Consider the following 14,043-nt stretch of genomic DNA (forward strand, 5'->3'; position numbering starts at 1 on the left):
CCGCTCGTCGGCGCCTTCGCTGGTCCATCCTGCCTCCGTCGTCATCGAGCAGGGACCCGGACGATCGGCGGACTTCCGTGCAAGTCCGAAGAAAGATCCGGGGATTGCGGTAACAACTGGGCAGTGTGTGGCCACCTTTGACGGAAGGTCAAGAGTGCGGTCCCGACTCACAGGACGATTCGGCTCAATGACGGCACAACTCAGGGCCGGTCCCTGCCGCGCAGCCGCGGGGTGAAGGTGGCGTGGAAGATCGTCGAGGCGGCGCCGACCGCCGCCGCCTCCGCGCTGAGCACGGAGCGCTCCACCTCGACCTGGCGCAGCCGGCGGGCCAGCGGGAAGTCGTTCACCACCCGGCCGATCTCCTCCAGGTAGAAGGGCGCCGCGTCGTCGGTGAAGAACGGGCCGCCCAGCACGATCAGGTCGATGTCCAGCAGGTCGACCAGGCCGAGCGCGCCCCGCCCGATGGCGCCGGCCACCTCCCGCAGCGCCCCGGCGGCCGCCGGGTCGCCGGCCGCCGCCGCCCGGCCCACCGCACGGTAGGCGGCGGTGCTGCCGCCGGCCACGCCCGGGGTGCGCAGGCCGCGGCGGGCCGCGAAGTCCGGTACGGAGACCGGCGGGTTGCACTCGGGCAGCAGTTCCGGCCTGCCGTCCGCGTCGACCCGGCCCAGCGCGATGGCGCAGAGCTGCCCGAACTCCCCGGCGTTGGCGCTCACTCCGCGGTAGAGGTCGCCGTTGAGGTAGAGGCCGGAGCCTACTCCCGTACCGAGGTAGAGGTAGGCGAAGTCGCGTGCCCTGCGGTCGCGGCCGATCCACCGCTCCCCCGCCGCCGCGGCCAGCGAGTCCTTCTCGATGATCACCGGGCAGGGGAAGTGGTCCTGAAGCAGGTAGAGCAGCGGCAGGTCGTTCCACGCCGACATCAGCGGCGGGTCGAGCACCGTTCCCGAGGCGATGTCCACCGGTCCCGGCACCGCGACGCCGATGCCGAGGAAGCCGTCCTCGCGCACCGCGCCGCGCGCCTTCTCCAACGCCTCGCAGCCCAGTGCGACCACCTGCGCGACGAATTCGCCCGGGTCGATGTCGGCGCTGACCGGGCGGGTGCAGGTGCACACGATCGCGCCGTCCAGGTCGATGACGACCGCGGTGAGCACCTCGGGGTCGATGTGCAGCCCCAGCGCGTGGGCCGCGGTGCCGCACAACCGGACCGGCGTACGCGGTTTGCCGGACGTCGCCCGGCGCTGGGCGTCCTCCACCAGGATGCCCCGGTCGAGCAGCGAGCGGGCGATCCTGGACACCGACTGCTGGGTCAGGCCGGTGCGGTGGGCGATCTCGCCGCGGGTGATGGTGCCGGACAGCCGCACCGACTCGATGACCACGCACTCGTTGAACGAGCCCAGGTCGATCTGGTTCACCCCGCTCGACGACGGCGGACGCGGTGCCGCGCCCGCGGTGCCCCCCTCCGGCACCGCGCGGCGCGCCGACCACAGATGGCCCGCGACGCTCTCGCGCAGCCAGCCGACCGCCCCGTCCGCCTGCTGGAGCGCGGCGATCAGGTCGAGATAGACCCGGCGGGACGACTCCGGGTGGCTGGTGCTGTCCAGCGCGACCATCGCCCGCAGGAAGCCGCGCCAGGACGACTTGGCCGGCAGCAGATGGACGCTGGGACCGCCGGCCGGGCCCGGGGCCGGCGACCGCCCGCTGTCGTTCCACAGGGTGACCGCGTGCAGCGCGATGTCCGGGTGGTGCTCGGCGGCGGCCGACAGGAAGCCGGCCAGGCCGTCGGGCGCGGGGTCCCGCGCGGCGGGCCTGCCTGCCGCCGGGCGCAGCGCGTCGAGCGCGCGGCCGAGCCCCGCGAGGACGTCCTCGCCGATCACCGTCGCCGCCGGTCCCGCCGCGGCGGCCGCGCTCTGCCGGGTGCCGGCCAGCAGCACCGCCCGCCGGGCGTCGGCGTAGAGGCCGAGCACCCACACGTCGGTGCCCGGCAGCGGCGGCACGGTGGGCACGAAGGGGCCGGGTCCCGCGTCGGCGGTGAGACGCCAGCGGCGCCGGATGCCGGCCACCGTGGCGTGCGACAGGCCCAGTTCGCGGGCGATGGCGCGCCCCGCGCCGCTGCCGCCCGGGGCGAGCAGGGCGCGGGTGACGACCTCGGCCTCGTCCACGGTGGCGGGCCGGCCGGTGCGCGGGCGCTGTTCGAGCCCGGGCAGGCCGGCGCTCTGCCAGCGGTGCCGCCAGGTGCCCACGGTCTGCCGGGAGATGCCGAGCCGCCGGGCGATCTCGGCGTCCCGCACGCCCTCTTCCGCGAGCAGCACGACCTGGGCGCGTACGGCCATCGGCCCGCCGCCGGTGGCCCAGCCGCGCAGCACGTCACCGCCGGCCGCGGGCTCGGCGCCCGGCGTGAGCCGCGGGTCAGCCACGGCTCACCCCGCCGGCCTGGGCCGCGGCCGGGGTCAGGCGCAGGGTGAGGATCTGGAAGGGGCGCAGCGTCAGCGGTATCCGGCCGGCGTCGTGCGGATGGGTGGTCAGCGGGGACTCCAGCAGGTCGGTCTCGTGGACGGCGGCGACGGGGAAGCCGGCCGCCAGGGTGGTACGGGCGCGGCCGCCGCGCGATTCGTAGAGCCTGACGACGACGTCGCCGCTGCGGTCGTCGGCGAGCTTGACCGTCTCGACCAGCACGCCCTGGTGGTCGACGGTGACCAGCGGCGGCTGCGCCGGGGCGCCGGGGCCGGGCCGCAGCGGCAGGCCGAGCGCGTATCCCTCGGCGATGGCGTCGCCGACGTCCGCGCCGGGCCGCAGGGTGTGCCGGAAGCGCTGGACGCCGCGGTCGGCGTGCGGGTCGGGGCTGTGCGGGGCGCGCAGCAGGGTGCTGCGGACCACGGTGGTGGTGCCGCCGTCGGCGCGGGTGTGCCGGGTGACGTCGTAGCCGTAGGTCGCCTCGCAGGCCAGCGCCACGCCGAAGCCGTGCTCGCCGACGTGGATCCAGCGGTGGGCGACGGCTTCCTGGTGCGCGGCGTCCGCCGCGGTGTTCTCGTGGGTGGGGCGGGCGATGTGCCCGAACTGCACCTCGGCGCGGCTGTTCTCGGCGTGCACGTCCAGCGGCCACGCCGCCTTGAGCACGGTGTCCTGCTCGCGCCAGTCGACCTCGGTGTCCACCGTCAGCACCCGGCCGCCGGCGCACACCGTCAGATCCTGGACGACGGTGGAACGGCCGGTGCCGCGGGTGACCCGGACCGAGGCGAGCAGCGGGCCCGCGGCACGCACCTCGACGCGCTCGGCGGTGTCCAGGTCGCGGCAGGTGCTGCGGTAGCCGGGGTCGAGGTGCAGGGCGCTCCAGCCCGCGGGCTCGTCGCGGTGCAGCTGCAGCAGGTTGCCCGCCTCGCCCGGGGCCACCGCGTCGCGTCCGGTGGCCAGGTCGACGGCGGCGCGCACCAGACCCTGGGCGTCGATACGAATCCGCAGCAGGCCGTTGTCCAGCAGGTGCCCGCCGTCGCCGGTGTCGGTGACGGTGACCGGCGCGGTGCCGTCGAGCGGCAGTCCCGCGGGGCCGCGGCCGAGCGCGGGCGCCTGCGCCATGACGGCGAAGCGGCCGTCGGGCAGCGGCTGCCCGTTGCCGGGGGGCGATCCGGCGCCGGCCTCGGGCGCGGCCAGCACGACGACCTCGCGGCGCTCGTGGGGGCCGGAGTTGAGCACGCTCGCGCCCTCCGGGTCACCGGCGGCCCGCTGGATCAGCCGCTCCAGGCGGCGCCGCACGTCGCGGTGGGTCAGCTCGGCCTCGCCGTGCACCCAGGCTATCGAGGTGCCGGGCAGGATGTCGTGGCACTGCTGGAGCAGCACCTTCTTCCACAGCCGCTCCAACTCCTCGTAGGGGTAGGGGATGCCGTGGCGGACCGCGGCGGTCGCCGACCACAGCTCCGCCTCGTGCAGCAGCGCCTCGCTGCGCCGGTTGCCGCGTTTGGTGCGGGCCTGGCTGGTGTAGGAGCCGCCGTGCGGGGTCAGGTCGATCTCGCCGCGCCAGACCGGGGCGGCGGCGTATTCGGCCTCGGCGTCGCGGAAGAAGTGCGCGGGGGACCGCAGCGCGACCCGGGGGGCGCCTTCGAGGTCGGCGAGCCGGCGGGCGCGTTCCATCATGTCCCGGTCGGGGCCGCCGTCGCTGCGGCCGAAGGGCAGCAGGGAGCGGGTGGCGGCGCCCATCTCGGCGAAGTCCGCGACGGCGCCGGTGACATCGCCGCCGGTCAGCCCGCTGCCCTCGGGGCCGCCGGGCGCGAGGTGGGTGAACAGCCGGGTGCCGTCGATGCCCTCCCAGCGGAAGGTGTGGTGCGCGGGACCGCTGCCGGGGTCGGGGCGCCGGCTGAGGAACCACTTGGCGCCGGCGAGGGCGGCCAGTTGCGGGAAGGCCGCCGACGCGCCGGACGCGTCGGGCAGCCACACGCCGTCGCTGTCCACGCCCAGCTCGTCGCGGAAGAAGCGCCGTCCGTAGACGAACTGCCGCACCAGGGCCTCGCCGCCGGGCATCTCCGCGTCCGCCTCGACCCACATGCCGCCGACCGGCGCCCAGTTGCCGTGGGCGACGGCCTTGCGGATCCGCTCGAAGACATGCGGCTGGTGGTCCTTCATCCAGGCGTAGTGCTGCGCGGCGGAGGCGGCGACGATCAGTTCGGGGTACTCCTCGGCGAGCGCGGCCATGGTACTGAAGGTGCGGGCGCACTTGCGGACCGTCTCGCGGACCGGCCACAGCCAGGCCGAGTCGATGTGGGCGTGCCCCACCGCGTCGAGGCGGTGGGCGGATTCGTGGGCGCGGCGGGCCAGCAGCGGCGCGAGCACCGTACGGGCCCGGGCCGCGGTCCTGGCGACCGCCCGCGGGTCGACGGCGGCGACGGCCCGCTCCAGCGCGACGCGTATCTCGTGCCGGCGGGGCGTGTCGGCGGGCAGCGCCCGCATCAGGCCGCCGAGCGTCTCGAAGTCGTGGATCAGCTGCCAGACGGTGTCGTCGCGTACCGCGAGGTCCGCGCGGCGCAGCCGGTACAGCGGGGTGTCGCCGGCGGTGGCGGGGTCGCCGTAGCGGGTGCCGGCGCCGGTGGCGCCCTCGATACGGGGGTTGGCCGCGGCCTCGACCAGCAGCCTGACGCTCTCGCCGCCGGCCGCGGAGCGGTGCAGCAGGACGGCGCCGAGTCGCGGGTGCAGGCCCTGCAGCGGGATGCCGTGCTCGTCGTGGACCAGCCCCTCGGCCCGGCCGTCGAGCGCGCCGGGGCCCTCCTTCGAGCCGAGGTCGATCAGTGCCTCGACCCGGCGTCCCGCCCACCGTTCCGGCACGGTCGCGCGGACGTCGAACCAGCTGGTCGCCCAGGGACGGCCCCAGGCCTCGCCCACGGTGAAGGGGGCGTAGTCGGCGCGCAGGGCCACCTCGGCGGGCACCGGTTCGCCCGCGATGTGCCAGGCGCCGACGTCCATGGGCAGCCGCTGCGGATAGAGCGCGGGGCGCAGCCGCTCGGCGAGGAAGGCGGCAGTCCGCTCTTCCCCGGACGTGATCCGGTCATGCATGGGCAGCCCTTCCTGTCCAGCCAGTAACCGCCATGTAAAACCATGTGTGTTATCAAGTCAACGCCTGCGTCGGATCCCGCTTTCCCGCTGGTCGTGACCTGCGAGAATGCTGTTGTCAGGCGAATTTCCCGCCGCAACGGGCATTCTTCGTCCGTTAATTAACGTGACATCAGTGGCGGAAAAAGGCGGCAGAAAGGTCCGGCCCCCATGACCGGCCCTTTCTGCCGCCTGCGTGCGCTCTGGCTGCGAGCGCCCGGGTCAGCGCTCCCGGCAGCGCGCGGTCACCCGCGCAGCGGCACCGCTGCGGGCCGCTCGCAGGTGCTCGCCACCGGCAGCGACCTGCCCTCGTGTGCCGCGTCGAGCAGCGTGAGCATCACGTCGAGGACGTGCTCGGCCACCTCGGCCGACGCCAGGTGCGGGCGGTCCTCGGCCACCGCCGCGGCCAGGTCGGCAAGTCCGGTGCCGCGCCCGGCTCCCCGGTAGCCGGCCGAGACCGGCAGCGGCTGCCACGAGCCGGCCGTGAACAGCTCGACCGGCCCCTCGAAGCCGTTCGGGTCCGGCACGCCCAGCGATCCGGAGGTGCCGTGCACCTCGATCCGCGGCAGGTGGGCGGCGTGGATGTCGAAGCTCATGACCAGCGTGGACAGCGCGCCGCCCGCGTGCTCGAGCACGCCGGTGACATGGGTGTCGACCTCCACGGCGAACCGCTGCCCGGCCCGCGGGCCGCTGCCGATCTCCCGCTCGGATCGCGGCGTGGCGGCGGCGCCGGTGACCCGGACGACCGGGCCCAGCAACTGCACCAGCGCGGACAGGTAGTAGGGCCCCATGTCGAGCAACGGACCGCCGCCCGGCCGGTAGTAGAACTCCGGGTCCGGATGCCAGGCCTCGTGCCCCGCGGTGGTCATGAAGGCGGTCGCCGCCACCGGGATGCCGATCAGCCCGTCGTCCACCGCCTTGCGCGCGGTCTGGGTGCCGGTGCCGAGCACCGTGTCGGGCGCGCTGCCGACGCGTACGCCCGCGGTGCGCGCGGCGGCCAGGACGGCGGCGGCCTCGGCGCGGGTGGTGGCGAGCGGCTTCTCGCCGTAGACGTGCTTGCCCGCGCCGATCGCGGCCAGCGCGACCTCGGCGTGCACGGCCGGGATCGTCAGGTTGAGCACCGCGTCCACGTCGTCCCTGGCCACCAGTGCCTCGACGCCGCCCACCACCTCGGCACCTGAGCTCTGCGCCGCCTCCTTGGCGCGCGCCGGGTCCAGGTCGGTGACCGCGGTCAGCCGCACCCCGTCGAGCCGGGCGAGGGTGTCCAGATACTGGCCGCTGATCTTGCCCGCGCCCACCATGCCGATCCTCAACGGCTGGCCCACAGCAGTCCCCTCTCGGTGATCGCCCGCACCTCGGGCACGTCGAAGTCGTCGGCCTTGTGTCCGATCGCGGAGACGAAGACCCGCCCCGCCCCGTAGGCCCTGGTCCACACCTGCGGCATCACCACATCCTGCGGGCGATCGCCGCCGGCCGGGAAGACCGAGGCGGCCAGCACCTCGTTCGCCGGGTCGGTGGCCACCCAGTAGTGCTCGGTGTGCACCGCGAAGTCCGCCAGGCCCGCGGTGATCGGGTGCTCGACGGGCCCGAGGCCGACGGTGTAGTCGACGAATCCCGGCGGGTGCATCAGGAACTGGCCGCCGGTCAGCCGTACGTAGTCCACGTCGCCGCGGAAGGAGTCGATGATCCCGCCGTGCCAGCCGGCGAAGCCGGTGCCGGCCCGGACCGCGTCGGCCAGCCCGCGGCTCTGCTCCCCGGTGATCTCGCCCATCGTCCAGCACTGGACGATCAGATCGGTCGCGGCCAGCCGCTCGGCGTCGGCGTAGACGTCGAGCGTGTCGGAGACCTCGACGGTGAAACCCTGGTCCTTCAGGAAGGGCAGGAACAGGTCGGTGATCTCCACCGGCGCATGTCCCGGCCAGCCGCCGCGGACGACGAGGGCCTTCCGAATCGGATCGGTCACGGGCGTTGCACGCTCCCATCGGTGTTGCGCAGCAGGGCCCACCGGTCGTGGGCCAGCGGTTCGGGTACGGGGTGTCTGCGCGCCGCGGCCTCGTCGAAGTCGACACCGTGGCCGGGGGTGTTGTGGGGACGCAGTCCACCGTCCCTGGCGACGATCGTGCCGGGGAAGACCTCGTGCACCGGGGACTTGAAGACCGCGGCCTCCTGCACCCCGAAGGCGTGGCTGGAGATGTCCATCGCCAGTGTCGCGGCCTGCGCGACCGGGCTGACGTCGGCCGGTCCGTGCGGCGCCAGCCGCACGCCGCGCAGCTCGCACAGCGCCGCGATCTTCCGCGCCGGGGTCAGCCCGCCCAGGGTGGGCACCCTGATCCGGGCGAAGTCGATGTCCGGCCCGGCCAGCAGGGCGGTGAACTGCGCCGGGTCGTGGAAGAGTTCGCCGACCGCCAGCGGTACGGGCGAGGCGTCGTGCAGCCGCTTGAAGTGCCCGGCGTCCTCGGGGGCGAGCAGGTCCTCGACGAAGTACAGCCCGGCGTCCTCGATCCGCCGCAGGAAGTCCCTTGCCTGCCGTGGGTCGAGCCGTTCGTGCACGTCGTGCAGCAGCTCGACCTCGTCGCCGACGATCTCCCGCACCCGGGTGAGCACCGCGGGCACGTGCCGCAGGTAGCCGGCGCTGTCCCAGGGCGCGCGCCGGGTGCGTACCGCCTCGGGGTCGGCGGTGCCGCCGCCCGCGGCGCCGTAGGTGTCGGCGCCGGGGACCGCGGCCTGGATCCGCACGTGCCGGTAGCCGCGTTGGCGAGCGGCAAGCACCTTGTCGGCGATCTCGGCGGCGTCCCGCCCGTCGACGTGGGTGTAGGCCTCGGCGAAGGCGCGCACCTGGCCGCCGAACAGCGAGTGCAGCGGCACCCCGAGGCGCTTGGCCTTGAGGTCCCACAGCGCGACGTCGACGCCGCCGAGCGCGTTGCCGGTGACCGATCCGCCGCGCCAGTAGCCGCTGTTGAGCAGCAGCCGGTGGATGTCCTCGATGTCGTCGGGGTCCCGTCCCGCCAGCAGCGGGGCGACGTAGTCGTCGAGGACCGAGCGGACGGCGAGCGTACGCTGGGGGTCGCTCGCGCAGCCGAGGCCGTAGAGTCCTGGGTCATTGGTCTCGACGCGGACGATGAGGTGGGGACAGCCGTGCGGGGCTGTCAGGAACGTGCGGACGGCCGTGATGCGGAGGGTGGCACCACGCTCCTCGACCCAGGGTGCGGGCGCGAGCGGCGCGAGGCCGGCATCAGGCAAAGCCATGCGTGACTCCCACGTACAGATAGCAGAATGGCGTACTGACTCCTGAACGTAAGGAGGCCGGTCCGAGTTTGTCAACGCCTATGACAAACCGGGACCGGCCGGCGCACGGGGCGTCAAGGTCAGTGCTGTCCGAGGCGTTTGAGCAGGGTGCTGAGGCTGTGGGCGGCCTCGGTGACGGCCTGCGCGACCTCTTCGAGCCGGGCGTCGTCCATCCGGCTCGCGGGCGCCGAGCAGCTGATCGCGTCCATGCCCTGCCCGCCGCCGAGCGCCACCGCCACGCAGCGGATGTCCACCGAGTTCTCACCGTCGTCCACCGCCCAGCCGCGCAGCCGGGTCTCGGCCAGCTGGGCGAGGAAGGCGTCCGGGTCGGTGACGGTGCTCGGGGTCAGCCGCTCCAGCGGCCAGTCCAGCCGGCGCTGGACCTCCGCGTGGTCGAACTGCGAGAGCACCGCCTTGCCCAGTCCCGTGGCGTGCGCCGGCAGCCTGCGGCCCACCGCCGAATACATCCGCAGGGCGTGCCGCGACTCGCGTTTGGCCAGGTAGACGACGTGGGTGCCGTCCAGCCTGCCCAGGTGCACGGCCTCGCCGGTCTCCTCGGCGAGCGCGTCGAGCACGGGTCCGGCGAGGCTCGTGACGTCGTCGCCCTCCAGGTAGGCCGTGCCGGTCAGAAGGGCCTTCAGCCCGATGCCGTACCGGGTGCCCGAGGGGTCGAGATCGACCCATCTGCGGGCCTCCATGGTCCGCAGGATCGCGTGCAGGCTGCTCTTGGGCACGGCCATGGCCGCGGCCATCTCCGCCAGCGAGAGCCGGGCGCCCCGCACGCCCAGCAGTTCGAGCACCTCCAGGACGCGAGCCGCGGACTTCACCTCGTCGGGCTTCCGCCCGCGCGCCGCTTCTGCCACCGATTCCACTGATCCTCCGCTCCCCGCGCCTCGCCCACACGGCCGCGCTGAGCCCATCTCACCTCAGCGCGCGTCTTGACGCTATACCAAACGCGACCCTAAGTTCAGTCACTCCAACGTCATTCGGTCTTCTGAACGACCGAAGCCTAGGTAGGGGCCCATGCGCACACCATTCGCACGTTTTACCCCGAAAACCAGATGTGCCGCCGTGGCGGTGGCGACGGTCCTGTCGCTGACCCCGCTGGCCGCCTGCGGCGGAGGGTCTTCGGGTTCAGGGGACGCCAAGTCGCTGACGATGTGGACCTTCAAGCAGTCGCACGTCGCGGCGCTGAAGAACGCCGCGGCCGAGTTCAAGAAGCAGACCGGCATCACGGTCACCGTGCAGGCCTACGGTCCCGACGACGCCTACACCACCAAGGTCCAGGCGGCCGCGAAGACCCACGACCTGCCCGACGTGCTCGAAGTCCACTCCGACGGCGAGGACTTCGCACTCGGCGCCACCGGCATCGCCCGCGACATATCGAAGGAGGTCGGCGCCGACTGGAGCGGCCTGTACCAGAAGGGCGTCCAGGCCTCGGGCACGGTGACCCCCGCGCACTACAAGGAGTCCATCCCCGCCGACTCCAAGTCGCACGGCGTCAAGCAGGGCCAGCGCTTCAGCGTCCCGCTGACCTCGGGCACCTTCGGCATCGTGATGGGCAACAAGAAGGTGCTGGCCGCCGCGGGCGTCACCAAACCCCCGGCCACCTATGAGGAGTTCCTCACCGATCTGAAGGCCACCACCGACAAGGACCCGAAGAACGGCGGGGTCAGCCTCGGCCTGAAGGTCAAGGCCACCGGCCTGACCTGGGTGCTCCAGCCGCTGGCCTTCGGCCAGCTGGGCAAGACGAGCTACCAGGCGCTGTGGGGCCAGGACGCCGCCGCCGACTTCTCCTCGGCCAACGGCCAGAAGGTGCTCGGCGAATACGCGCAGATGCAGCCGTACTGGATGCCCGGCACCCAGAGCCTGGACATCGACGCGGCCGACCAGGCCTTCGCCCAGGGCAAGTCCGCCTGGGACATCGGCGGCACCTTCACGCTGGCCTTCCTCCAGCAGAACGGCATGAACCCCGAGGACGTGATGGCCTTCGGCATCCCCGGCCCGGCGGCCGGCGCGGTGCCCAAGCCGGCCCTCGCCCCGCTGGCCCTCACCGGCCTGGCGGTGTCGGGGACCAGCAGCCACCCGGAGAACGCCGAGAAGTGGATGAAGTTCCTGGCGCAGCCCGACGTGGCCTCGAAGTTCGCCAAGGACGCCACCGAGGTGCCCTCCACCGAACTGGGCGCGGACGCCGCATCGGTGATGGGCGCGACGCTGGCCGACATGACCAAGGCCTTCGCCGGCACCCCGGAGAACACCTACGACCCGAGCGTCAACGACTTCCGCCCGGGGAGCTACGACCAGGACTCGATGGCGGAGATCCTGGCCGACCTCACCCCGCTCAAGCAGAAGGACGTCTCGACCACCGGCAAGGCCATGGCCAAGCTCAACAACTCCTTCTGGGCGACGTCGAAGTGACCACCGCACCCCGTCCCGCACTGACGGAGACGGCCGCCGCCGGCCGGGGACCCGCTCCCCGGCCGGCGGGAACGGCCGACCCCGACGGCGGCCGGCGCGTCCTGCGCCGCCGCAGCTACGAGGCAATCTCCGGCTATCTCTTCGTCGCCCCCGCCGTGATCCTCTTCGCGGTCATGGGCCTGTACACGGTCGGCTACGGCTTCCTGCTGAGCTTCGCCCGGTGGAACGGCTTCGCGCCGCACTGGGACTGGGTGGGCCTGCAGAACTACAAGGACCTGCTCTGGCAGAACCCGGCCTACGCACCGCGGCTGCACCACGCGGCGATCCACACGCTGTACGTGATGGTCGCCGTCCCGCTGCTGACCGTGCTGGTGTCCTTCCCGCTCGCGGTGCTGCTCAACTCGGCCAAGCGGATGCAGGACGTGCTGCGCTCGGTCTACTTCGTGCCCTACGTGACCAGCGGCATCGCGGTCTTCTTCGCCTGGCAGTACATCCTGCAGCCGGACGGCGCGGTCAACAGCGTGCTCGGCAGCCTCGGCATGGGCTCGCTGTCCCAGCCGCAGGGCTGGCTCGGCAACCCCAGCACCGCGCTGCCCACCATGATCGTGGTCACCGTGTGGGGTGCGGTGCCGGTGGCGATGCTGCTCTACCTGACGGGCCTGCAGGGCATCGACCGCAGCGTGCTGGAAGCCTCGCAGCTGGACGGCGCCGGCTGGTGGCGCACCAACGTCTCGGTGGTGTGGCCGCTGGTGCGGCCGATCACCTCGATCGTGGTGCTGCTCAACCTGCGCGACTCGCTGCAGGGCTTCCAGACCTTCCTGGTGATGACCAACGGCGGCCCGGGCGACCACACCAACGTGCTGGGCCTTGAGGCCTACCGGCTGGCCTTCCTCAAGGACCTCGCGCCGACCCTCGGGCTCGCCAGCGCGCTGGGCTGGATCCTCTTCGCCGCCGCGCTGGTCATCGCGCTGATCAACCTGCGAGTCATGCGGAGCAGAACATGACAACGATTCCCCTCGCCCCGCGGCCCTCGCGCACGCCCGGCGCCACCGGCACCGCAGCGGTCCGCGCCCGCAGGATCAGCGCCCGGGTGCTGGTGGGCGGCCTGCTCGCGCTGTACGGCGTGATCAGCGTCTACCCCTTCTTGTGGATGGTCTCCGCCGCGTTCAAGAACCAGATCGAGGTGGTGCGCGGCGGCCATCTCATCCCGCAGCACCCGACCTTCGACACGCTGGCCAACACCTGGAACCAGCTGCACTTCTTCCGCTACTTCATGAACAGCCTGGAGGTCTCCGCGCTGACCGTGGTGCTGACGCTGGTGGTCTACGCGGCCGCCGGCTACGCCTTCGCGGTGCTGGACTTCCCCGGCCGCGGGGCGCTGCAGAAGCTCTTCGTGGCGCTGCTCTTCGTCCCCGGTGTGACGGTGATGCTGCCGATCGTGCTGCTGGAGAACAAGATGGGCATCCTGGGCACCCATATCGGCCTGGTGCTGCCCTTCGTCAACGGCGGGGCGCCGCTGTCGGTGCTGCTGATGACCGGGGCCTTCTCCTCGGTGCCCAAGGAGCTGCGGGAGTCGGCGCGGGTGGACGGCGCCAACGAGTTCCACATCTTCACCCGCATCTACCTGCCGCTGACCCGGCCTGCGCTGATCACGGTGGCGCTGATCACCGCGATCCCCACCTGGAACGAGTACCTGCTGACCCGGGTGTCGCTGAACAGCGAGAGCACGTACACCCTGCCGGTGGGCCTGCAGACCCTCGCGGCGCAGAACGTGCCGCACTACAACGACCTGATGGCCGGCGCGCTGATCGTGGTGGTGCCGGTGATCCTGCTCTTCCTGAGCCTGCAGCGCTACTTCGTCAACGGCCTGACCGGGGCGGTGAAGGGCTGATGCGGATCCTGGTGACGGGGGCCGCCGGGCACATCGGCGGCCATGTCACGGAAGAGCTGCTGGCGGCCGGGCACCGGCTGGTGCTGACCGACCTGACCCCGATCGACGAACCGCGGGCCCAACGGGTGCACACCGGCGACCTGCAGGACCCCGACCTGGTGCGCAAGGCCGTGGACGGCGTCGAGGCTGTGGTGCACCTGGGGGCGATCCCGCACCCCAACGTGGACGACCCCAGCGCGATGTTCGCCGCCAACTGCCACACCGCGTACCGGGTCTTCGACGAGGCCGGCGCGGCCGGGGCGCGAAGGGTGGTCGCCGCCTCCAGCATGGCGGCGGCCGGCCTCGCCTGGTCGCCGGTGCCGGTCTCACCGGCGTACGTACCGCTGGACGAGGCGCACCCGAGCCTGGTCCGCGACCCCTACGGGCTGTCCAAGGTGGTCCTTGAGGAGGTCGCGGCGGCGGCGCACCGGCGCTGGGGGCTCGACTCGGTGTGCATGCGCTTCCCCTTCACCGGCGCCGGCGAGCGCCTCGACCACTTCCTCGCCACCTGCGCCGCGGACCCCGCAGCCCAGCGGCACGACCTGTGGGGCTGGCTGCACACCCTCGACGCGGCGCACGCGATCCGGCTCGCGCTCGAGGGCGACAGCCGCGGCTCCCGGGTCATCAACGTGACGGCGGCCGACACCACGTCCACCGTGCCGTCCGCCGAACTGATGGCCGCCCACCACCCCGGCGTGCCCGTACCGCCCTCGGTCACCGGGCACGGCAGCCTGTTCGACACCACCGCCTGCACCGATCTGCTGGGGTTCGTCCCCCGGCGCACCTGGCGTACTCCCCGAGGAGCGAGTTGATGTCCCCTGCGTCCCCCGGCCAGAAAGACC

10 protein-coding genes are annotated in these 14,043 nt (G+C 73.0%); 4 read left to right on the forward strand and 6 right to left on the reverse strand.

The features are described from left to right. Positions 1-200: 200 nt before the first annotated feature. The 6 genes from OG702_RS08955 to OG702_RS08980 all read right to left on the reverse strand — a co-directional run bounded on the left by OG702_RS08955 (position 201) and on the right by OG702_RS08980 (position 9,716). Positions 201-2,411 (reverse strand): ROK family protein, encoded by a 2,211-nt coding sequence (locus tag OG702_RS08955; RefSeq protein ID WP_327288309.1) that lies wholly within the window; start codon positions 2,409-2,411, stop codon positions 201-203. Then, the gene (locus OG702_RS08960; RefSeq protein WP_327288310.1) at positions 2,404-5,532 is read right to left on the reverse strand and encodes an alpha-mannosidase; all 3,129 of its coding nucleotides are present in this window, start codon (positions 5,530-5,532) and stop codon (positions 2,404-2,406) included. Before OG702_RS08960 ends, OG702_RS08955 begins: the two co-directional genes overlap by 8 nt. A gap of 281 nt (positions 5,533-5,813) precedes the next feature. After that, the gene (locus OG702_RS08965) at positions 5,814-6,893 is read right to left on the reverse strand and encodes a Gfo/Idh/MocA family protein (RefSeq protein ID WP_327288311.1); all 1,080 of its coding nucleotides are present in this window, start codon (positions 6,891-6,893) and stop codon (positions 5,814-5,816) included. After that, complete coding sequence (locus OG702_RS08970; protein ID WP_327288312.1) at positions 6,878-7,531, reverse strand: ThuA domain-containing protein; 654 nt, start codon at positions 7,529-7,531, stop codon at positions 6,878-6,880. Before OG702_RS08970 ends, OG702_RS08965 begins: the two co-directional genes overlap by 16 nt. Further along, positions 7,528-8,814 (reverse strand): enolase C-terminal domain-like protein, encoded by a 1,287-nt coding sequence (locus tag OG702_RS08975; protein ID WP_327288313.1) that lies wholly within the window; start codon positions 8,812-8,814, stop codon positions 7,528-7,530. Before OG702_RS08975 ends, OG702_RS08970 begins: the two co-directional genes overlap by 4 nt. A gap of 119 nt (positions 8,815-8,933) precedes the next feature. Further along, positions 8,934-9,716 carry an IclR family transcriptional regulator gene (locus tag OG702_RS08980; RefSeq protein WP_327288314.1) on the reverse strand — a complete coding sequence of 261 codons (783 nt, stop codon included), beginning with the start codon at positions 9,714-9,716 and terminating at the stop codon, positions 8,934-8,936. Positions 9,717-9,924: 208 nt separating this feature from the next. Between OG702_RS08980 and OG702_RS08985 the strand changes: the two genes are divergently transcribed. From OG702_RS08985 to OG702_RS09000, 4 genes are read left to right on the forward strand one after another with little or no spacing between them, the layout of a single operon-like run. Next, positions 9,925-11,271, forward strand: coding sequence for an ABC transporter substrate-binding protein (locus OG702_RS08985; protein WP_327288315.1), 1,347 nt, complete (start codon positions 9,925-9,927; stop codon positions 11,269-11,271). Continuing rightward, positions 11,268-12,275, forward strand: coding sequence for a carbohydrate ABC transporter permease (locus tag OG702_RS08990; protein ID WP_327288316.1), 1,008 nt, complete (start codon positions 11,268-11,270; stop codon positions 12,273-12,275). The genes OG702_RS08985 and OG702_RS08990 overlap by 4 nt, the downstream gene beginning before the upstream one ends. Next, the gene (locus tag OG702_RS08995) at positions 12,272-13,162 is read left to right on the forward strand and encodes a carbohydrate ABC transporter permease (protein WP_327288317.1); all 891 of its coding nucleotides are present in this window, start codon (positions 12,272-12,274) and stop codon (positions 13,160-13,162) included. The genes OG702_RS08990 and OG702_RS08995 overlap by 4 nt, the downstream gene beginning before the upstream one ends. Next, positions 13,162-14,013, forward strand: a complete 852-nt coding sequence (locus tag OG702_RS09000; RefSeq protein WP_327288318.1) for an NAD-dependent epimerase/dehydratase family protein — start codon at positions 13,162-13,164, stop codon at positions 14,011-14,013. The genes OG702_RS08995 and OG702_RS09000 overlap by 1 nt, the downstream gene beginning before the upstream one ends. The last annotated feature ends 30 nt before the right edge of the window (positions 14,014-14,043 follow it).

Source organism: Streptomyces sp. NBC_01198 (assembly GCF_036010485.1).
In the GTDB taxonomy this organism is placed as follows: Bacteria; Actinomycetota; Actinomycetes; order Streptomycetales; family Streptomycetaceae; genus Actinacidiphila.

Excerpts from the sequence above, each read along its gene's own strand:
- OG702_RS08975 (WP_327288313.1), bottom strand. The coding sequence starts at position 8,814 with ATGGCTTTGCCTGATGCCGGCCTCGCGCCGCTCGCGCCCGCACCCTGG.
- OG702_RS08960 (WP_327288310.1), bottom strand. The coding sequence starts at position 5,532 with ATGCATGACCGGATCACGTCCGGGGAAGAGCGGACTGCCGCCTTCCTC.
- OG702_RS09000 (WP_327288318.1), top strand. The coding sequence starts at position 13,162 with ATGCGGATCCTGGTGACGGGGGCCGCCGGGCACATCGGCGGCCATGTC.
- OG702_RS08995 (WP_327288317.1), top strand. The coding sequence starts at position 12,272 with ATGACAACGATTCCCCTCGCCCCGCGGCCCTCGCGCACGCCCGGCGCC.